This is a genomic window from Martelella radicis (assembly GCF_014196625.1).
Taxonomy (GTDB): domain Bacteria; phylum Pseudomonadota; class Alphaproteobacteria; order Rhizobiales; family Rhizobiaceae; genus Martelella; species Martelella radicis.
On record NZ_JACIDZ010000006.1, the window covers coordinates 1 to 18,165 of the forward strand.

The 18,165-nt window shown below is 61.6% G+C and carries 18 protein-coding genes; 13 read left to right on the top strand and 5 right to left on the bottom strand.

Annotated features, from left to right (window positions below; genetic code table 11):
* Positions 1-273: 273 nt before the first annotated feature.
* From urtA to GGR30_RS10060, 13 genes are all read left to right on the top strand, one after another.
* The gene (urtA, locus tag GGR30_RS10000) at positions 274-1,569 is read left to right on the top strand and encodes an urea ABC transporter substrate-binding protein (RefSeq protein ID WP_183485739.1); all 1,296 of its coding nucleotides are present in this window, start codon (positions 274-276) and stop codon (positions 1,567-1,569) included.
* 92 nt (positions 1,570-1,661) lie between these two features.
* Positions 1,662-3,302, top strand: coding sequence for an urea ABC transporter permease subunit UrtB (gene urtB / locus GGR30_RS10005; RefSeq protein WP_183485742.1), 1,641 nt, complete (start codon positions 1,662-1,664; stop codon positions 3,300-3,302).
* Complete coding sequence (urtC, locus tag GGR30_RS10010) at positions 3,299-4,474, top strand: urea ABC transporter permease subunit UrtC (protein WP_183485745.1); 1,176 nt, start codon at positions 3,299-3,301, stop codon at positions 4,472-4,474. The genes urtB and urtC overlap by 4 nt, the downstream gene beginning before the upstream one ends.
* Positions 4,471-5,229, top strand: a complete 759-nt coding sequence (gene urtD, locus GGR30_RS10015) for an urea ABC transporter ATP-binding protein UrtD (protein ID WP_183485749.1) — start codon at positions 4,471-4,473, stop codon at positions 5,227-5,229. Before urtC ends, urtD begins: the two co-directional genes overlap by 4 nt.
* Before the next feature lie 254 nt (positions 5,230-5,483).
* Positions 5,484-6,179 (top strand): urea ABC transporter ATP-binding subunit UrtE, encoded by a 696-nt coding sequence (gene urtE / locus GGR30_RS10020; protein WP_183485753.1) that lies wholly within the window; start codon positions 5,484-5,486, stop codon positions 6,177-6,179.
* Between the two features lie 200 nt (positions 6,180-6,379).
* Entirely contained in the window at positions 6,380-7,240 is an 861-nt protein-coding gene (locus GGR30_RS10025) for an urease accessory protein UreD (protein ID WP_183486250.1), read from the top strand.
* Positions 7,241-7,273: 33 nt separating this feature from the next.
* A complete protein-coding gene (locus GGR30_RS10030; protein ID WP_138748617.1) occupies positions 7,274-7,576 on the top strand; it encodes an urease subunit gamma in 303 nt (100 codons plus the stop codon).
* Between the two features lie 10 nt (positions 7,577-7,586).
* Positions 7,587-7,841: a DUF1272 domain-containing protein gene (locus GGR30_RS10035; RefSeq protein WP_183485757.1), complete on the top strand. Its 255-nt coding sequence runs from the start codon at positions 7,587-7,589 to the stop codon at positions 7,839-7,841.
* Positions 7,842-7,857: 16 nt separating this feature from the next.
* Positions 7,858-8,163 carry an urease subunit beta gene (locus GGR30_RS10040; RefSeq protein WP_183485760.1) on the top strand — a complete coding sequence of 102 codons (306 nt, stop codon included), beginning with the start codon at positions 7,858-7,860 and terminating at the stop codon, positions 8,161-8,163.
* Positions 8,164-8,269: 106 nt separating this feature from the next.
* The gene (ureC, locus tag GGR30_RS10045; RefSeq protein ID WP_183485764.1) at positions 8,270-9,982 is read left to right on the top strand and encodes an urease subunit alpha; all 1,713 of its coding nucleotides are present in this window, start codon (positions 8,270-8,272) and stop codon (positions 9,980-9,982) included.
* A 9-nt stretch (positions 9,983-9,991) separates the two neighbouring features.
* Positions 9,992-10,852 carry an AbiJ-NTD4 domain-containing protein gene (locus GGR30_RS10050; RefSeq protein WP_281378116.1) on the top strand — a complete coding sequence of 287 codons (861 nt, stop codon included), beginning with the start codon at positions 9,992-9,994 and terminating at the stop codon, positions 10,850-10,852.
* 23 nt (positions 10,853-10,875) lie between these two features.
* Complete coding sequence (locus GGR30_RS10055) at positions 10,876-11,484, top strand: LysE family translocator (RefSeq protein WP_183485770.1); 609 nt, start codon at positions 10,876-10,878, stop codon at positions 11,482-11,484.
* 245 nt (positions 11,485-11,729) lie between these two features.
* Complete coding sequence (locus GGR30_RS10060; RefSeq protein ID WP_183485773.1) at positions 11,730-12,269, top strand: peroxiredoxin; 540 nt, start codon at positions 11,730-11,732, stop codon at positions 12,267-12,269.
* 68 nt (positions 12,270-12,337) lie between these two features.
* Here the strand turns inward: GGR30_RS10060 and GGR30_RS10065 are convergent, their stop codons facing one another.
* From GGR30_RS10065 to GGR30_RS10085, 5 genes are read right to left on the bottom strand one after another with little or no spacing between them, the layout of a single operon-like run.
* The gene (locus tag GGR30_RS10065; protein ID WP_183485776.1) at positions 12,338-13,276 is read right to left on the bottom strand and encodes an acetamidase/formamidase family protein; all 939 of its coding nucleotides are present in this window, start codon (positions 13,274-13,276) and stop codon (positions 12,338-12,340) included.
* Positions 13,277-13,301: 25 nt separating this feature from the next.
* Positions 13,302-14,090: a FadR/GntR family transcriptional regulator gene (locus GGR30_RS10070; protein WP_183485778.1), complete on the bottom strand. Its 789-nt coding sequence runs from the start codon at positions 14,088-14,090 to the stop codon at positions 13,302-13,304.
* The gene (locus tag GGR30_RS10075; RefSeq protein WP_183485780.1) at positions 14,087-15,076 is read right to left on the bottom strand and encodes an ABC transporter ATP-binding protein; all 990 of its coding nucleotides are present in this window, start codon (positions 15,074-15,076) and stop codon (positions 14,087-14,089) included. The genes GGR30_RS10070 and GGR30_RS10075 overlap by 4 nt, the downstream gene beginning before the upstream one ends.
* A complete protein-coding gene (locus GGR30_RS10080) occupies positions 15,069-17,006 on the bottom strand; it encodes a dipeptide/oligopeptide/nickel ABC transporter permease/ATP-binding protein (protein ID WP_183485782.1) in 1,938 nt (645 codons plus the stop codon). The genes GGR30_RS10075 and GGR30_RS10080 overlap by 8 nt, the downstream gene beginning before the upstream one ends.
* Complete coding sequence (locus GGR30_RS10085; protein WP_183485784.1) at positions 17,006-17,950, bottom strand: ABC transporter permease; 945 nt, start codon at positions 17,948-17,950, stop codon at positions 17,006-17,008. Before GGR30_RS10085 ends, GGR30_RS10080 begins: the two co-directional genes overlap by 1 nt.
* Positions 17,951-18,165 lie beyond the last annotated feature (215 nt).

Below are 18,165 nucleotides of genomic sequence, written 5' to 3' on the forward strand. Positions count from 1 at the left end.
AGGTGCCAGGGAACGGTCTCTAACGACCAGGATGCCGGACGACCTTCCGCCCGCACACATCATACCACAAGCCGCTATACACAGGATGCCGGCTCTTGGCCGGCATGACGAATGTGAGCGGCAAAGGCCTCCATCAACAAACTTCCACCCCACCTACGTCAAATGACGTATGTGGGGTTCTCTCTCCCTCAACGATAGTTGTCGCAGGCGTTTTCTGACGGACGCCGCGATTTCCAAACGCCTTGCAGGCGACAATCCGTTGAGGGGAAAAACATGAATTTCAAAAAGGCAATGACAGGTGCTGCTCTTCTGGCGGCGCTCACCGCTTCGACCGCCACCGGCGCTCTGGCGCAGGAAGACACGATCAAGGTGGGCATCCTGCACTCGCTCTCCGGCACCATGGCGATTTCGGAAACGACGCTGAAGGACGCCATGCTGATGCTCATCGAAGAGCAGAACGCCAAGGGCGGCCTTCTCGGCAAGCAGCTTGAGCCGGTCGTCGTCGACCCGGCCTCCGACTGGCCGCTCTTTGCCGAAAAGGCGCGCGAGCTGATCGAAGGCGATGGCGTTTCGGCTGTCTTCGGCTGCTGGACGTCCGTGTCGCGCAAATCGGTTCTGCCGGTCTTCGAGGAGCTGAACAGCATCCTCTTCTACCCCGTCCAGTATGAGGGCGAGGAAAGCCAGCGCAACGTCTTCTACACGGGTGCTGCGCCGAACCAGCAGGCCATTCCGGCCGTCGACTACCTGATGGAAAATGAAGGCGTCGAGCGCTGGGTTCTCGCCGGCACCGACTATGTCTATCCGCGCACGACCAACAAGATCCTCGAAGCCTATCTGAAGGATCACGGCGTTGCCGAAGAAGACATTATGATCAACTACACGCCCTTCGGCTTCTCCGACTGGCAGACGATCGTTTCCGACATCAAGAATTTCGGCTCGGAAGGCAAGAAGACGGCCGTGGTCTCCACCATCAATGGTGACGCCAATGTGCCCTTCTACAAGGAACTCGCCAACCAGGGCATCGCCGCTTCCGACATCCCGGTCGTCGCCTTCTCCGTTGGCGAGGAAGAACTTGCCGGTCTCGACACCGCGCCGCTCGTCGGCCATCTGGCCGCCTGGAACTACTTCCAGTCCGTCGACACCGACGCAAACTACGACTTCATCGATGCCTGGCATGCCTTCACCGGCGACGATGCCCGCGTGACCAACGACCCGATGGAAGCCCACTACATTGGCTTCAACATGTGGGTCGATGCCGTTGAAAAGGCTGGCACCACCGATCCGGATGCCGTCATCGACGCGCTTGTCGGCGTATCGGTTCCGAACCTTTCGGGCGGCTATTCGGCCATGATGCCGAACCACCACATCACCAAGCCGGTCCTGATCGGCGAAATCCAGGATGATGGTCAGTTCGACATCGTTTACGAAACGCCCGGTCTCGTTGCCGGCGATGCATGGTCCGACTACCTGCCGGATTCGAAGAACCTGATTGCCGACTGGCGCGCTCCGATGTCGTGCGGCAACTTCAATGTCGAAACCGGCCAGTGCGGCGGTATGGCTGCCGAATAAGAACGGCAACTCGGCTCCCGGCGCGTGTTTCGCGCCGGGTGAACAGGGGGGCGGTCCTGTACGAGGCGGGACCGTCAAATTTGGGGGCGCACATGTCCATTTCTTTTCTACCGCGCTATTTCAGAACCTTTCTCTTATTTGTAACTCTGGTACTGACATGTGCGCCCTCACTTTCACGGGCCGCTGATGACGTCGGATCGCTGATTGATCAGTTCTCCGAAGCCCGTAATTTCAACCAGACGGAAGAAATCGTCAAAGCGCTCGCCGCCACCGGTGATCCGGCCGTGATTCCGGTCCTGAAAACGCTCGCCGATGGCGATCTCTACTACCGCGAGGATGACGGCAAGGTCTTCATGACCGCCGATGGCGAATCCCGCCGCAACCTGCTTCTGATCGACCCGCTGACCGGCGAAGAGCTTGGCGAAATGTCCAAGCGCGACCTTGAGAAGATCAAGGTCAACAATAATCTGCGCAGCACCATCGATGCCGCCCTTGCCGGCATGACGCTGATGAGCCCCAATCCCGCGGTTCGTCTCTCGGCTGCCCGCTCGATGATGGATGCGCCGAGCGAGGACAATCTGGCGCTGATCGAAGAGGCGCTCGCGGCCGAAGAGGACGGCGAGATTGCCGCAGTCCTCGGCCAGGCCCGCGCCATCTCCATCCTGAATTCCTCCCGTCCGATTGAGGCCAAGGCCGAGGCGATCGACGACATCGCCGCGATCGGCGGACGTGACGCGATCTCGATCCTTCTGTCGGCGCGCGGCTCGCTCGACCCGGAACTGCAGGACGAGGTCGACGCCGCCCAGGCGAAGATCGAAAAGCGGCTTGCCTTCTGGGATGCCGCGCAGAATGTCTGGTACGGGCTGTCGCTCGGCTCGGTGCTGCTTTTGGCGGCCATCGGGCTTGCCATCACCTTCGGCGTCATGGGCGTCATCAATATGGCGCATGGCGAGATGGTGATGATCGGCGCCTATTCCACCTTTATGGTGCAGCAGGTGATCCGCACATCCTATCCCGGCCTGTTTGACTGGTCGCTGGCGATTGCGCTTCCGGTCGCCTTTCTCATCACCGCCGCCGTCGGCCTTGTGATCGAACGCGGCGTCATCCGCTTCCTTTACGGCCGCCCGCTCGAGACGCTGCTCGCGACCTGGGGCGTTTCGCTGATCCTGCAGCAGGCCGTGCGCACCATTTTCGGCCCCACCAACCGCGAGGTCGGCAATCCGTCGTGGATGTCCGGCGCGTTCGACGTCGGCGGGCTCGTCATTACCTGGTCGAGGCTCTGGATCGTTGTGTTCTCGCTTGCCGTCTTCCTCGGCCTCCTGATGCTGATGAAGCGTTCCGCCTTCGGCCTGCAGATGCGGGCAGTGACCCAGAACCGGCGCATGGCCGCTTCCATGGGCATCCGCACGCCCTGGGTCGATGCGTTTACCTTCGCGCTCGGTTCGGGCGTGGCAGGGCTTGCCGGTGTCGCCCTTTCGCAGATCGACAATGTCTCGCCCAATCTCGGCCAGTCCTACATCATCGATAGTTTCATGGTCGTGGTCTTCGGCGGGGTCGGAAATCTCTGGGGCACCTTCGTCGGCGCCTTCTCGCTCGGCATCCTCAACAAGTTCCTCGAGCCCTATGCCGGCGCCGTTCTCGGCAAGATCCTGGTGCTCGTCTTCATCATCCTGTTCATCCAGAAACGGCCGCGCGGTCTGTTCGCACTCAAGGGAAGGGCGGTTGAATCATGATTACGGCCTATGTTCTCCGCTCGCTCGACCGCAGGATCTCGATCGCGATCGCCATACTTTTCGGCATCGCCCTGCTGGTGCCGGTGCTGAACCTCGTCATCCCGGCGGGCAGCCCGTTTCATCTGCCGACCTATCTGGTCTCGCTGTTCGGCAAATATCTCTGCTATGCGCTGCTGGCGCTCTCGCTCGATCTCGTCTGGGGTTTTTGCGGCATTCTATCGCTCGGCCACGGCGCCTTCTTCGCGCTCGGCGGCTACGCGATGGGCATGTATCTGATGCGCCAAATCGGTCCGCGCGGCGTCTATGGCGATCCGATCCTGCCGGATTTCATGGTCTTTCTGAACTATCAGGAGCTACCGTGGTTCTGGCATGGCTTCGACATGTTCTGGTTCGCCATGCTGATGGTGCTGCTGGTGCCCGGCGCTCTGGCCTTCGCCTTCGGCTGGTTCGCTTTCCGCTCGCGCGTCAACGGCGTCTATCTCTCTATCATCACCCAGGCCATGACCTATGCGCTTCTGCTCGCCTTCTTCCGCAACGACATGGGGTTCGGCGGCAATAACGGGCTGACGGATTTCAAGGACATTCTCGGCTTTTCCGTGCAGGCCGACGGCACGCGCGCAGCACTCTTTGCAGCCTCCGCCATCTTCCTTGCCATCGGGCTTTTCATTGCCTCGGCCATTGTCCGCTCCAAGTCCGGCAAGGTGCTGGTCGGCGTGCGCGATGCCGAGAGCCGGGTGCGCTTTCTCGGCTACCGCGTGGAAAACTACAAGCTCTTCACCTTCGTCGTCTCCGCCATGATGGCGGGCGTTGCCGGCGCGCTCTATGTGCCGCAGGTCGGCATCATCAACCCGGGCGAATTCGCGCCGGCCAATTCCATCGAGGTCGTCATCTGGACGGCGGTCGGCGGGCGGGCAACGCTGATCGGCCCGATCATCGGCGCCATTCTGGTCAATGGCGGCAAGACCATCTTCACCGGGCTTTTCCCCGCCTTCTGGCTGTTCGCGCTTGGCGGCCTCTTCGTCGCCGTCACGCTCTTCCTGCCAAAGGGCATCGTCGGCACCATATCCGACCGCCTTTCGAAAAAGGGCAATGACGCGGCGGCGCGCAACGAACGCTCCGAAGAGGCCGAGGCCGGCATGGATGTCAACCCGAGCGAGGAGGGCGCACGATGAGCCCGATGGAAAAACGCGCGAAGAGCCTGCTTTATCTCGACAATGTCTCGGTGTCCTTCGATGGCTTCAAGGCGCTGAACAGCCTTTCCTTCGTCATCGAGCCCGGGGAACTGCGCGCGGTGATCGGCCCGAACGGCGCCGGCAAGACGACGATGATGGATATCATCACCGGCAAGACCCGGCCGGACACCGGCGAGGTGTTCTTCTCCGACACGATCGACCTGACCCGCAAGGACGAGGCCGACATCGCCCAGCTCGGCATCGGCAGAAAATTCCAGAAGCCGACGGTGTTTGAAAGCCACACGGTCTGGGACAATCTGGAACTGGCGCTCAACCGCAAGCGCGGCGTGTTCTCCACGCTGTTCTATCGGCTGACCAGCGAGGATCAGTCCCGCATCGAGGACATCCTCGAGACGATCCGCATGACGGCCCGCAAGGATGAACTCGCCGCCAACCTTTCCCACGGCCAGAAGCAGTGGCTCGAGATCGGCATGCTTCTGGCGCAGGAGCCGAAGCTTCTCCTGGTCGATGAACCCGTCGCCGGTATGACCGACGCCGAGACGGTGGAGACCGCGCGCCTTTTACGCGAGATCGCGAAAACCCGCGCCGTCGTCGTCGTCGAACACGACATGGGCTTCGTCCGCGACCTCGGCGTCAAGGTCACCTGCCTCGCCGAGGGCTCCGTACTCGCCGAGGGTTCGATCGACTACGTGTCGAACGACCCGAAGGTCATCGAGAACTATCTGGGGCGGTGAGGTGATGCGTTTGTTTGCGACAAGGCGCCTGCCATTGCCGATCTCCCCCCTTGAGGGGGAGATGCTCCGACAGGGGCAGAGGGGGGGGAGCCCTCTCCGAGAGCACGGTGGTCGCGGTTTATGCCCATTACTCCTCTCTGTCGCTTTCGCGACATCTCCCCCTCAAGGGGGGAGATTATGGGATGCGGCATCGCGTCTCTCCGCCATTCCAGCGCGGGCTGAACAGCCCGGCGTCCTTCGAAGGGGCCCGTACCATGCTGACCATCGATAACGTCAATCTTCACTATGGCGCGGCGCAGGCTTTGCGCGGCGTTTCGCTTTCTGCGGACATGGGCAAGATCACCTGCGTTCTGGGCCGCAACGGCGTCGGCAAGTCCTCGCTGTTGCGCGCCGTCACCGGCCAGCATCCGACATCGGGCGGCTCCATCACCTTTCAGGGCGAAACGCTTGATGGGCTGGCGCCCTATCGCCGCGCCAAGCTCGGCGTCGGCTATGTGCCGCAGGGGCGCGAGATCTTTCCGCTGCTGACGGTGAAGGAAAACCTGGAGACCGGCTTTGCCCCGCTTCCAGCCCGCGACCGCAACATTCCCGACGACATCTTCAGCCTGTTTCCCGTGCTGCAATCCATGCTGTCGCGCCGTGGCGGCGACCTGTCGGGCGGCCAGCAGCAGCAGCTTGCCATCGGCCGCGCCATGGTCACCCGACCGAAGATTCTCGTCCTCGATGAGCCGACGGAAGGCATCCAGCCCTCGATCATCAAGGATATCGGCCGCGCGATCCGCTATCTGCGCGATTCAACCGGCATGGCCATTCTGCTCGTCGAGCAATATCTCGATTTCTGCCGGGAACTCGCCGATCAGGTCTACATCATGGACCGCGGCGAGATCGTGCATGAAGGCCCCGCCGAGACGCTGGACACCCCCGAGGCGCGCCGCCACCTGACGGTCTGATGCTTCCTCACGCAGCCTGCGGAGAAAATGTGCGCGCCGGGCAGGCATCTGCTGCTATTGTGTCCACAAAACCTTGATGCCGGAGACATCAATGTCCCGGCTTTCAACGAAAAACAAAATTCATTTCACCGGCGGCACGAAACTTGCTTTTCCTTGTGTGAGTGAAAAATACGAGGTCAATCAATGTGCGGTCAGAGAAAATGCGGCTTGGAGGAAGCGCCCCTCGGGGCGGAGTGGACGTCTTGATCCGAGACCTGCCGGGACGGGCGCAGCGCACCTATGGAAGGGGCGAGGTCAAGGCCAAGCTCTCGGCCGGCAAGACGCGGCTTGACGAATTCTATCAGGAGGGTGCTGCCAAGATCCGCATCCCGGAAAGCTTCGACGGGTCGATGGAGGCCGTGCTGATCAACACGTCGGGCGGTCTGACCGGCGGCGACCGGCTGCAATGGGCGATGACGGCGGAGCCCGGCACGGCACTGACGGTCACCACGCAGGCCTGTGAGAAGATCTACAAGTCCGACAGCGGCCCGGCGACGATCGACAGCGAATTGCGCGTCGGCGAGGGCGCGAGGCTCGACTGGCTGCCGCAGGAAACCATCCTTTTCGATGACGCCTCGCTCAACCGCCGGCTTGATGTCGATCTTGCCGAAACTGCCGAGTTTCTGGCCATCGAGGCCGTGCTACTGGGCCGCAAGGCCATGGGCGAGGCGGTTCAGCGCGGCCAGTTCCGCGATCGCTGGCGGGTGCGCCGTCAGGGCACGCTGCTTCACGCCGAAGATGTGCGCATGACCGGCGACATCGAGAACCTCGTGTCGCAGACGGCGGTGCTCGGCGGCGATGTCGCCTTTGCCACGCTGCTTTATTGCGGCCCGCGGACAGAAATCCTGATGCCGAAGGTGCGCGAGGCGCTGGGTGTGTCTGCCGGGGGAGCGAGCGAATGGAACGGCAAGCTGGTCGCCCGCGTCGTCGCCCCGGACGGCTATCAGTTGAGAAAAAGCCTGATTCCCGCCCTAAGGGTCTTGCGGGACGGCGAAAATCTGCCGAAAGTCTGGCATCTATGAAATCCGCAAGCTGTGACAGCGAGAGAGTGACGCATGAACCTGACGCCGCGTGAAAAGGACAAACTGATGATCTCCATGGCCGCCATGGTGGCGCGCCGCAGGCTGGAACGGGGCGTCAAGCTCAACTGGCCGGAAGCCGTGGCGCTCATCACCGACTACGTGGTCGAAGGCGCGCGCGACGGCCGCCCCGTGGCCGAACTGATGGAGGCCGGCGCTCATGTGCTGACCCGCGACCAGGTGATGGAAGGCGTGCCGGAGATGATCCACGACGTGCAGGTGGAAGCAACCTTCCCCGACGGCACCAAGCTTGTGACCGTGCACGAGCCGATCCGCTAGGGAAAACGCGATGCTCGAACTGCGCCCGAATTGCGAATGCTGCGACAGGGATTTGCCGCCGGACAGCGGCGAGGCAATGATCTGCACATTTGAATGCACATTCTGCCGGGATTGCGTCGACACCGTGCTTCACAATGTCTGTCCGAATTGCGGTGGCGGCTTTGCCCCGCGTCCCATCCGACCGGCTGCCGCCCTCCTGCGCCATCCGGCTTCAACCACGCGCGTGCTCAAGGCTGAAGGCTGCGGGCCGGCAAGCGCTGCCTGAGGAGGAACGAAAAGAAATGATCCCCGGTGAAATGATCCCCGCAGAGGGCGAAATCGAAATCAACGCCGGTCTTCCGACCGTGACGCTGACCGTTTCCAATACCGGCGACAGGCCGGTGCAGGTGGGCAGCCACTACCACTTTTTCGAGGCCAATCCGGCGCTCGCTTTCGAGCGCGACAAGGCGCGCGGCATGCGGCTTGATATCGCTGCCGGAACGGCCGTGCGCTTCGAGCCCGGCCAGACCCGCGACGTGACGCTGGTGCCCTTTGCCGGCAACCGCAATGTCTATGGCTTCCGCCAGGAAATCATGGGCAAGCTCTGAACCCGATTGACGCAGGCCCGCCGCCGCAATGTTCTGAGCGGCGCAGGCATTTTACCAAGCCCCTTTGAGGCGCCGCCCGCGCCGCCGAACCCGCCAGGAGGAATTCATGCCCTTCAAGATGTCCCGCCAGTCCTATGCCTCGATGTTCGGGCCGACCACCGGCGACAAGGTGCGCCTTGCCGATACGGAACTCTTCGTCGAGGTGGAGAAGGACTTTACCCGTTACGGCGACGAGGTGAAATTCGGCGGCGGCAAGGTGATCCGCGACGGCATGGGCCAGAGCCAGGCGTCGCGCGCGGAAGGCGCGGTCGACACGGTGATGACCAATGCGCTGATCATCGACCACTGGGGCATCGTGAAAGCCGATATCGGCATCAAGGACGGGCGCGTCGCCGGCATCGGCAAGGCGGGCAATCCGGATACGCAGGCGGGCGTCGACATCATCGTCGGGCCGGGCACTGAGATCATCTCGGCGGAAGGCAAGCTCGTCACCGCCGGCGGCATGGACGCCCATATCCACTTCATCTGCCCGCAGCAGATCGAGGAAGCGCTGATGAGCGGCCTTACCTGCATGCTCGGCGGCGGCACGGGGCCTGCCTATGGCACATTTGCCACCACCTGCACGCCCGGTCCCTGGCATATCGAGCGGATGATCCAGGCAGCCGACGCCTTCCCGATGAACCTCGCCTTCTCCGGCAAAGGCAATGCCTCGCTGCCCGGCGCGCTGGAAGAACAGGTGCTGGGCGGCGCTGCGGCGCTGAAACTGCACGAGGACTGGGGCACGACGCCCGCCGCGATCGACAACTGCCTTTCGGTGGCAGACAAATACGACGTTCAGGTGATGATCCATACGGATACGTTGAATGAATCGGGCTTTGTCGAAGACACGGTCGAGGCCTTCAAGGGCCGCACCATCCATGCCTTCCACACGGAAGGGGCGGGCGGCGGCCATGCGCCGGACATCATCAAGATCTGCGGCCTCTCCAACGTCATCCCGTCCTCGACCAATCCGACGCGGCCCTATACGCAGAACACGATCGCCGAACATCTCGACATGCTGATGGTCTGCCATCATTTGTCGCCGTCGATCCCGGAAGACATCGCCTTCGCCGAAAGCCGGATCCGCAAGGAAACCATCGCGGCGGAAGACATTCTGCACGATATCGGCGCGTTCTCGATCATCTCGTCCGACAGCCAGGCCATGGGCCGCGTCGGCGAGGTCATCATCCGCACCTGGCAGACGGCCGACAAGATGAAGCGTCAGCGCGGCCGTCTGGCGCAGGAAACCGGCCAGAACGACAATTACCGGGTGAAGCGCTATATCGCCAAATACACGATCAACCCGGCGATTGCCCATGGCCTCTCCCACGAGATCGGTTCGGTGGAAGTGGGAAAACGCGCCGATCTCGTGATGTGGGACCCGGCGCTGTTCGGCGTGAAGCCGGAGATGATCATCATCGGCGGCACGATCGCGGCCGCCCAGATGGGCGATCCGAATGCCTCGATCCCGACGCCGCAGCCGATGCATTACCGCTACATGTTCGGCGCCTACGGCAAGTCGCGCACCAATTCCTCCGTCACCTTCGTCTCGGAAGCCTCGCTCGACGCCGGCCTTGCCCACAAGCTCGGCGTTGCCAAACAGCTTCTGCCGGTGAAGAACACGCGCGGCGGCATTTCCAAGGCCTCGATGGTGCACAATTCGGCAACGCCGGAGATTTCCGTCGATCCGGAAACCTACGAGGTGCGCGCCGATGGCGAAGTGCTGACCTGCGAGCCGGCGGACGTGCTGCCGATGGCGCAGCGGTATTTCCTGTTCTGAGGTGGAGCGATGTCGGCAAGATTTTCGCAGCGAATAGGCAAGTCACCAACCATGCTGACCATCCAGTTGGATGGAATGAGCACACCGCTGCGTAATTCTCTGTGGAATATTTTTCATTCGATTTATGTTGTTGGTGGGGAGAATATTTACTTCCCCAGAACCACTTTGGGCCAATTGGCGAATAGAGGACATGTATTTTTCTTTAAGCTGCCCGCGGATGAAGTCCCTGACGAAAGATACTTGTATGTTCGTTGGATCAAAAAATGGTTCCTCGAGGCCGACTGGTTTCTGCTGTATGACTTTTTTGAATGGTTAATCAATTTCGGAGAAGCGTCTGATCGCTACAGAGCAGATGAGCGTGCTAAGCTCTGTGAAGAACTCGCGAACCGTGTTTTTAAGGAGGAAAATTCGGGTTACCGTTTCGTCGACAAGGTACTTGTGCAAATCACTAATGAGGAGGAGTTGGCTGCAGTGGGATCCGCTCTCGACAATTCTGCTCCATTTTCTGGTGTTCGCACACATATTGAGACTGCAGCTCGTTTACTATCGAATAGAGAAAACCCTGATTTCAGAAATTCAATAAAGGAATCGATATCTGCGGTTGAGCTGGTCGCAAAGAATCTGGCCGGTAGTCCAGCGATCACTTTGGGAGAGGTGCTGAAAGTCCTAAGTCCAGATCTTTCTTTACATCCCGCTTTGAAAGAGGGCTTTTCTAGACTGTATGGTTGGACCAATGATGATGGCGGTATCCGTCACGCGATTATGGATGAGCCAAATCTTACGTTGGCCGATGCAAGGTTAATGCTTGTTCTGTGCAGTGCGTTCTCCAATTATTTGATCGACCGTTCTATCGCCGAAAGGCAGACTTAGGGAGTTTTCTGACGGGGTATCGCATGACCGCTTGGGAGTTGTTCATACCAGCCTGTTTCGCGCTCAATTGCGCGCCGGGGCCGAACAATATGCTGGCCTTTTCCAACGGGGCGCGGCTTGGCGTCGCGCGGGCGCTCGCCGGCGGCATGGGGCGGATGCCGGCCTTTACTTTTCTGATCGCCATTACCGTGGCCGGGCTGGGGACAGTTCTGGCGGCTTCGGCCACAGCCTTTCTGGCGATCAAGATCGTCGGCGCGATCTATCTCGTCTATGTCGGCATCCAGATCCTCATGAAGGCGAGGGCCTTGGCCGAGATGCAGGCGCTCGACGCCAGTATCGCCGCGCTGATGCGACGCGATTTTTCCATCGCCATCACCAATCCCAAGGCGATCGCCATCTTCACCGCCTTCTTTCCGCAGTTCATCGTCGAGGGCGCGCCGATCTGGCCGCAGCTGGCCGTGATGGGCCTTGCCTTTCTCGTGATGGAGGTCGTCGCTGTCTGCCTCTATGTCGCCGGAGGCGCATTGCTCGGGCGTTTCATCACCTCCAACCGGGTCTTCGTGCAGCTCAATCGTTTGGTCGGCGCGGCGCTGGTTTTTGCCGGCGGTTCGATGGCGCTTTCGCGCCATTGAGCGAGGCCTTGAACTGGGTGCGTCGGAATGACGCAGCACGGCTGGGTTGAACCAGGATCGGTCGCTATCACATTGAAACTGCTTGGAAGATGAAACGGATTAGCTATGCGTCGTCAGCATAGCAGGTATTACATTGGAATAATTCTAAAGTTTTACCTTTATTCCGATTTGAAAATTGATAAAATCCGTCAAGCTTTCCAATAGAGAATTCCCTCACACAGGGTTTAAGACAACAGGAGATTGAGATGATCGGTCGCAAAGTTCCGAACGTAACCTTCCGCACGCGTGTTCGCGATGAGAGCATCGAAGGCCCGAACCCCTTCCGCTGGCAGGAAGTGACCTCGGACGATTACTTCAAGGGCAAGCGCGTCATTCTGTTCTCGCTGCCGGGCGCCTTTACCCCGACCTGCTCGACCTATCAGCTTCCCGATTTTGAAAAGCTCTTCCCTGAGTTTCAGGCTGAAGGCATTGATGACATCTACTGCATGTCGGTCAACGACGCCTTCGTCATGAACGCCTGGGCCAAGGGCCAGAACCTTGAGCACGTCAAGGTCATCCCGGATGGCTCCGGCGAGTTCACCCGCAAGATGGGCATGCTGGTCAACAAGGACAATCTCGGCTTCGGCATGCGCTCCTGGCGCTATGCTGCCATCATCAATGACGGCGTCGTTGAGAAGTGGTTCGAGGAAGAAGGCTTCTCCGACCTGTGCGAGACCGACCCCTACGGCGTTTCCTCGCCGCAGAACATTCTCGAAAGCCTGAAGGGCGAATCCAAGGCCGCCTGAAGCCCGGCGCCTTTATCGGTGAAATGATTGCGAGGCGGCCGGCGTGTCGGCCGCCTTTTTCATCGGCTTCATTCGAACACAATCCGTGGGAAATAGAACGACACCACCCAGTTGGGCGCGTCGACGATCTCGCTGATCTTCAGGTCGCCGCAGACCGAGCACAGCATATAGGCGTCGGCCGGATCGAGGTTGCGGGTTTTCGCCAGAAGCTCGATCATGTTTGACACGGCCGCGCGCGCGGCCTGCATCAGATCGGGACCGATGCCGGTCGTGACCTCGTAGCCGGCGGCGTCGAGATGGCGCGAGATGGGGCCGGGAGTCGCAAAATGCGGAGTCTTCGGCGCGGCACCCTTCATCACCTCCACCGTGACGGAAACGTCCATGGCGCTTTCGATTGCCGTCCCACAGACCTCGCCATCGCCCTGGGCGGCGTGGGTATCGCCGATCGACAGCAGCGCGCCCTCGATCTCGACTGGCAGAAAAAGTGTCGTGCCGGCCGCGATGTCGCGGATGTCCATATTGCCGCCGACCCGGCGCGGGGGGATCACCGTGTGATTGCCTGGCGCGTCCATGGCAACGCCGATTGTGCCGATGAAGGGGCGAAGCGGAATGCGCGCCATGGGATTGAAGACGGCCGGTTCCGAGATGTCGGTCTCGTAGTCCCAAAGCTTCAGCCTTGGCTCGGCGAACTGATCCGCCAGAAGACCGAAACCCGGAATGATCGCGGTCCAGCCGAAGCCCGACGGCGCGAACTCGTTGATGGTGACCTTCAGCGCGTCGCCGGGCGCTGCGCCTTCTACATAAAGCGGGCCGGTCAGCGGATTGGCCTTGCCCGGCTCGGCTGTCAGAATGTCGGCGGCGACGCTTTCCTGACCGTAGTGCCCGTTTCCGGCATCAAGACAGGAAAAGGCGATGGTCTCGCCGGATCGGGCGACAAGAACCGGTTCGATCGACCGGTCCCAGCCGAGATGCCCCTGATGATCGTGGATCGTGTGTGCGCATTTCATGCATTTCACCCCTTCCGGGACTGTTTCACCTGTCAAGTCCGGGCCGCATCGCGTTCAGGCGGGCGCGCTCAAGCATGTAAGCCTCTGCCTCCACCATGTGTTCCGTCATGATGGAGCGGGCCTTTTCCGCATCCCTTGCACGGATCGCCTTGATCAGCTCGATCTGGTAGAAAATGCCGGTCTCGCGCAGGCCCGGATTGGGTTCCTCGTAAATTGCCCGGCAGACCGGAAGGTCGCGCAGGAGATTGAGCAGCAGCCCGCAGGTAAAGCCGAGAACCGGGTTTTGCGCGTGGAGGGCAAGTTCGGCATGAAAGTCGAGTTCGGCGAGCCGCTGGACATATTCCTCCTCCGCCGTCGCGGCCTGGCCCTCGTAAAGCCTGATCTTGTCCTGAAGTGTCCTTATGGTCTCCTCCGGCAGGTGCAGCGCCGCGTCGGCGGCGAGCTCCGGCTCCAGCGTCTTACGCAGCGCGTAGATATTCGCGATCGAGGGCGGAGCCTGCAGGAACAGGCTGGTGACGGTCTGGATCGCCTCGGCCGGCTGGACGGCGCGAATGAAGATGCCGCCGCCGGGGCCGGTCTTCGAGGCAATCAACCCTTGAAATTCGAGGATTTTCAATGCCTCGCGCATCGTGCCGCGCGAGGCGCGCAGCGCTTCCGGCGCAAGCCATTCGGCCGGCATGCGGTCGCCCGGCTTCAGGTCGGCGTCGATCATGCGCTCGCGCAGCATATCGGCGATCACATCGGGGCGTTTGCGCTTCTTCTCGGCAAAGGGCGGGCCGAAGGCCTGCCGGCTTTCAAGACTGGTGTTGCTCATGCCGTCCTTTTCGTCATCGGGTGGAAGCAGGCGGCCTTGTGGCCCGCTTCCCCCATCGCCTCGTCGGTCGGCGGAACGGAGCGCTGGCACGCATCCGTTCCGTTGGGACAGCGGGCGAAGAAGGCGCAACCCGGCGGCGGATTGTATGGGTCGGGCAGTTCCGCTTCCCGGTCACCGCCGGAAACAGCCTTTCTGCCGGGGGCCGGGGCGGAATTCAACAACAAATGCGTGTAGGGGTGAAGCGCGCCGGAAAAGACCTGATCGCGCGTGCCGAGTTCGACGATCCTGCCGAAATACATCACCGCCACCCGGTCCGAGATCGACTCCACCACCGAAAGATCATGGCTGATGAACAGATAGGTCAGCCCGAAGCGCGCCTTCAGATCGTCCAGGATGTTGAGCACCTGCGCCTGCACCGAAACGTCAAGCGCGGAGACCGGCTCGTCGAGCACGATCACTTCCGGATTGGCGGCAAGCGCGCGGGCGATGCCGATGCGCTGGGCCTGGCCGCCGGAGAATTCGTGCGGGTAGCGGTCGAGGAATTCCGGCGCGAGGTTGACCGCGTTCATCAGCTCCTCGAGCCGTTTCCCGCGCTCGGCCTTGTTGAGCTTCAACAAGTGGATCAGCGGCGCTTCCAGGATGGTGCGGATCTTCTTGCGCGGATTGAGCGAGGACACCGGGTCCTGAAACACATATTGCACCTGCCGTGCCAGCGCGCGCGGGTTCTTCCGTGCCTCCTCGGCCAGATCCTTGCCCTCGAAGGTGATCTTTCCGCCCGTCGGCACGTCGAGGCCGGAAAGCAGGCGGGCAAGCGTGGACTTACCGCAGCCCGATTCGCCGACAATGCCGAGGGTCTCGCCCTTCTTCACGTCGATGGTGACGTCCTGAACGGCGTGGACGGCGGGAAGCTTCTTGCCGAACAGCGTCTTGCCGCCGCCGAAAGTGCGTTCCGCCCGGTCGATTGCGATTAACACATCTTCAGCCATTGGCGGTCTCCCTGTTGAGCGGGTGGAGGCAGCGCACGCCGCGCTCCTCGCCAAGCGCGGTCATGGCGATATCGCCGCTGCGACAGTCGTCCTGAACGAAAGGACAGCGGTCGGCGAAGGCGCAGCCTTCCGGCAGATTGTTGACCACCGGCGGACGCCCTTCGATCGCATCAAGCCGACGGTCGGGTTCTCCGAGAACCGGCACGCATTCGATCAGCTTGGCCGTGTAGGGATGGGCCGGACGATCGAGGATTTCCTCGGTGGTTCCGGTTTCGACGATCCGTCCGGCATACATCACCGCGACCCGGTCGCAGATCGCCGACACCACGCCGAAGTCATGGGTGATGAACAGGATCGCCGTGTTGCGCTCCTTGCGCAGCCCGTTCATCAGCTCGAGGATTTGCGCCTGTACGGTCACGTCGAGCGCCGTCGTCGGTTCGTCGGCGATGATCACCTTGGCGTCATTGGCTAGCGCCATGGCAATGGAGATGCGCTGGCGCATGCCGCCGGAGAGCTCGTGCGGGAATGCCTTCAGCCGTTCGCCCGCATTGGGAATGCGGACTGATTCCAGCAGCGCGGTTGCCTTTTCGCGCGCCTGTTGTCTCGAAAGCGGCTGGTGCGCCTGGATGGCTTCGATCAGCTGGTCGCCGACGGTAAAGAGAGGATGCAGCGTGGACAGCGGGTCCTGAAACACGTGGGAGACATCGCCGCCGCGCAACTGGCGAATGCGCTCGTCGCTTGCGGCAAAGAGGTCCTCATCGTCGAGCCATGCCGCGCCGCCGGCAATGCGTCCGGGGGGCGTCGGCACAAGGCCCATCAGCGACATGGCCGTGACCGACTTGCCGGATCCGGATTCTCCGACGAGACCGACGCACTCTCCCTGACGCATGTGAAGATCGACGCCGCCGACGGCCTTGTAAATGCTGCCGCCGATATGGAATTCGGTGCGCATTTGCTGAACATCGAGCACTGTCTCGGGTTTCCGGCTCTGGTCGGGAACGCTTTCGCGCTTCACCGCCGTGCGCGCGCCGGGACGCGCCAGCGCGCCGGATTTCAGCCGGGGGTCGAGCACATCGCGAATGCCGTCGCCAAGCAGGTTGATGCTCATCACAAGGGCGAAGATCATCAGGCCGGGCACCATGGAGACATAGGCATCGGTGAACAACACCTTGCGGCCGTCGCCGAGCATGGAGCCGAGATCGGCCTGCGGCGGCTGGGCGCCGAGGCCGAGGAAGGAAAGCCCGGCTGTTTCCAGGATCATCCAGCCGATCGTGGTCGACATGGTGATGATGATCACCGGCAGCACGTTCGGCAGCACCTCGCCGAAGAGGATGGAGAAATGCGACTTGCCGGAAAGCCGCGCCGCATCGACGAATTCACGTCTTGAGAGGCCGAGCGTCATGCCGCGGATGTTACGGGCGAAGAAGGGGATATTGACCACGGCGATGGCGTAGAGCGCGTTCAGCAGGCCGGGGCCGAGAACGGCGACGATGGCGAGCGCCAGCAGGATATAGGGAAACGCCATGACCATATCGATGCCGCGCATCAGGATATTGTCGGTGCGCCCGCCGGCATAGCCTGCGACAAGCCCGATCAGCGAGCCGAAGAATGCCGCGATCAGCGTTGCCGAAACGCCGACGGCGAGGCTGACGCGCGTGCCCCAGATGAGGCGTGAGAGAAGATCTCGGCCCAGCGCATCGGTGCCCAGAAGATGGCCTTCGGTCAATGGCGGCGACAGGCGGACGGCAGGGTCCGTCACATTCGGCGGCTGCAGCGGCAGGATGGGGGCTGCCAGCGCGATGAGGACGATGACGGCGAAGACAATCAGCCCTGCGGTTGCCAGCGTGTTGTTGAACAAAAGCTTGAAGGCGCTCGGGCGGTCGCTCTTCTTCTTTTTGCGCGGCGCGCTGTCTGCGGTGGCATCGGTCATCAGCGCAACCTCGGATCAAGCATGGTCTGGACGACGTCGGCGACCAGATTGAACAGAACATAGGCGGCCGCGACGATCAGCACCCCGCCCTGGACCGTCAGCAGGTCGCGGGTGGAAATGGCGGTCACCAGCATGGAGCCGATGCCGGGCCACTGAAACACGGTTTCGATATAGACCGCGCCGCCGAGCACGAAACCGGCCTGGATGCCGAGGACCGGAATGACGGAGACGAGCGCCGCCTTGAAGGCGTGGCGCATGATCACGCGGCGCTCCTTCAGCCCCTTGGCGCGGGCGGTGCGGATATAGTCCTGGCGCAGCACTTCGAGCATGGAGGTGCGCGTCAGCCGGGCGACAACGCCGGTTGCCACCACGGACAGGGTAAAGGCCGGCAGGATCAGGTGTTTCAGCAGATCGATCGGGCCGCCGCCGCCATAGATCGCATACATGCCGCTTGCCGGCAGCCATTGCAGCTTGACGGCAAACAGCAGGATCAGCAGCAGGCCGAGCCAGAAGGACGGGATCGAAATGCCAATCAGGACGAAGAAGGTGACCAGCTTGTCCGTGAGGCCATACTGGCGCACCGCCGAGACGATGCCGGCCAGAAGACCGAGGATGGAACAGAGAATGAGCGAGGTGCCGGCAAGGATCAGCGTGTTGCCGAAGCGCTCGGTGATGATATCGATGACGGGGCGGTTCTGCGTATAGGACCGACCGAAATCGCCGTGGAGAATATTGCCGAGCCAGATGAAATATTGCTGCACCAACGGCTTGTCGAGGCCGAGCGCCTTGTTGACGCGGTCGACATTTTCCGGCGTGGCATAGGAGCCGAGGATCGCGGTAGCCGGATCGCCGGGGATCATCGCCATGATGGCGAAGACAATGACGGTCAGGCCCAGAAGGACCGGTATGACGGTCAGGAGCCGCCTGAGGATATAATGGGCCATGACGTGTTCTCCGTGTGGGCGGGAGACTCTGCGTTGCTTCAGCGGTCGGTGCGTTGGTTGAGCGCGTTCGCGCTCGCCGTATCTTTTCGATCTCCCCCCTTGAGGGGGAGATGTCGCGAAAGCGACAGAGAGGGGTAGAGGGCGCAAGCCCTATAAGCCGCAATCTCCGTGCTCTCGGATAGGTTCACCCCCCTCTGCCCCTGTCGGGGCATCTC

Bases quoted from the DNA above. Each gene is read 5' to 3' on its own strand.
- urtD (WP_183485749.1), top strand. From the start codon at position 4,471: ATGAGCCCGATGGAAAAACGCGCGAAGAGCCTGCTTTATCTCGACAAT.
- GGR30_RS10075 (WP_183485780.1), bottom strand. From the start codon at position 15,076: ATGGCTGAAGATGTGTTAATCGCAATCGACCGGGCGGAACGCACTTTC.
- GGR30_RS10035 (WP_183485757.1), top strand. From the start codon at position 7,587: ATGCTCGAACTGCGCCCGAATTGCGAATGCTGCGACAGGGATTTGCCG.
- GGR30_RS10050 (WP_281378116.1), top strand. From the start codon at position 9,992: ATGTCGGCAAGATTTTCGCAGCGAATAGGCAAGTCACCAACCATGCTG.
- urtB (WP_183485742.1), top strand. From the start codon at position 1,662: ATGTCCATTTCTTTTCTACCGCGCTATTTCAGAACCTTTCTCTTATTT.
- urtA (WP_183485739.1), top strand. From the start codon at position 274: ATGAATTTCAAAAAGGCAATGACAGGTGCTGCTCTTCTGGCGGCGCTC.
- GGR30_RS10055 (WP_183485770.1), top strand. From the start codon at position 10,876: ATGACCGCTTGGGAGTTGTTCATACCAGCCTGTTTCGCGCTCAATTGC.
- GGR30_RS10070 (WP_183485778.1), bottom strand. From the start codon at position 14,090: ATGAGCAACACCAGTCTTGAAAGCCGGCAGGCCTTCGGCCCGCCCTTT.
- GGR30_RS10080 (WP_183485782.1), bottom strand. From the start codon at position 17,006: ATGACCGATGCCACCGCAGACAGCGCGCCGCGCAAAAAGAAGAAGAGC.
- GGR30_RS10065 (WP_183485776.1), bottom strand. From the start codon at position 13,276: ATGAAATGCGCACACACGATCCACGATCATCAGGGGCATCTCGGCTGG.
- urtE (WP_183485753.1), top strand. From the start codon at position 5,484: ATGCTGACCATCGATAACGTCAATCTTCACTATGGCGCGGCGCAGGCT.
- GGR30_RS10030 (WP_138748617.1), top strand. From the start codon at position 7,274: ATGAACCTGACGCCGCGTGAAAAGGACAAACTGATGATCTCCATGGCC.
- GGR30_RS10025 (WP_183486250.1), top strand. From the start codon at position 6,380: ATGCGGCTTGGAGGAAGCGCCCCTCGGGGCGGAGTGGACGTCTTGATC.
- GGR30_RS10085 (WP_183485784.1), bottom strand. From the start codon at position 17,950: ATGGCCCATTATATCCTCAGGCGGCTCCTGACCGTCATACCGGTCCTT.
- GGR30_RS10040 (WP_183485760.1), top strand. From the start codon at position 7,858: ATGATCCCCGGTGAAATGATCCCCGCAGAGGGCGAAATCGAAATCAAC.
- GGR30_RS10060 (WP_183485773.1), top strand. From the start codon at position 11,730: ATGATCGGTCGCAAAGTTCCGAACGTAACCTTCCGCACGCGTGTTCGC.
- ureC (WP_183485764.1), top strand. From the start codon at position 8,270: ATGCCCTTCAAGATGTCCCGCCAGTCCTATGCCTCGATGTTCGGGCCG.
- urtC (WP_183485745.1), top strand. From the start codon at position 3,299: ATGATTACGGCCTATGTTCTCCGCTCGCTCGACCGCAGGATCTCGATC.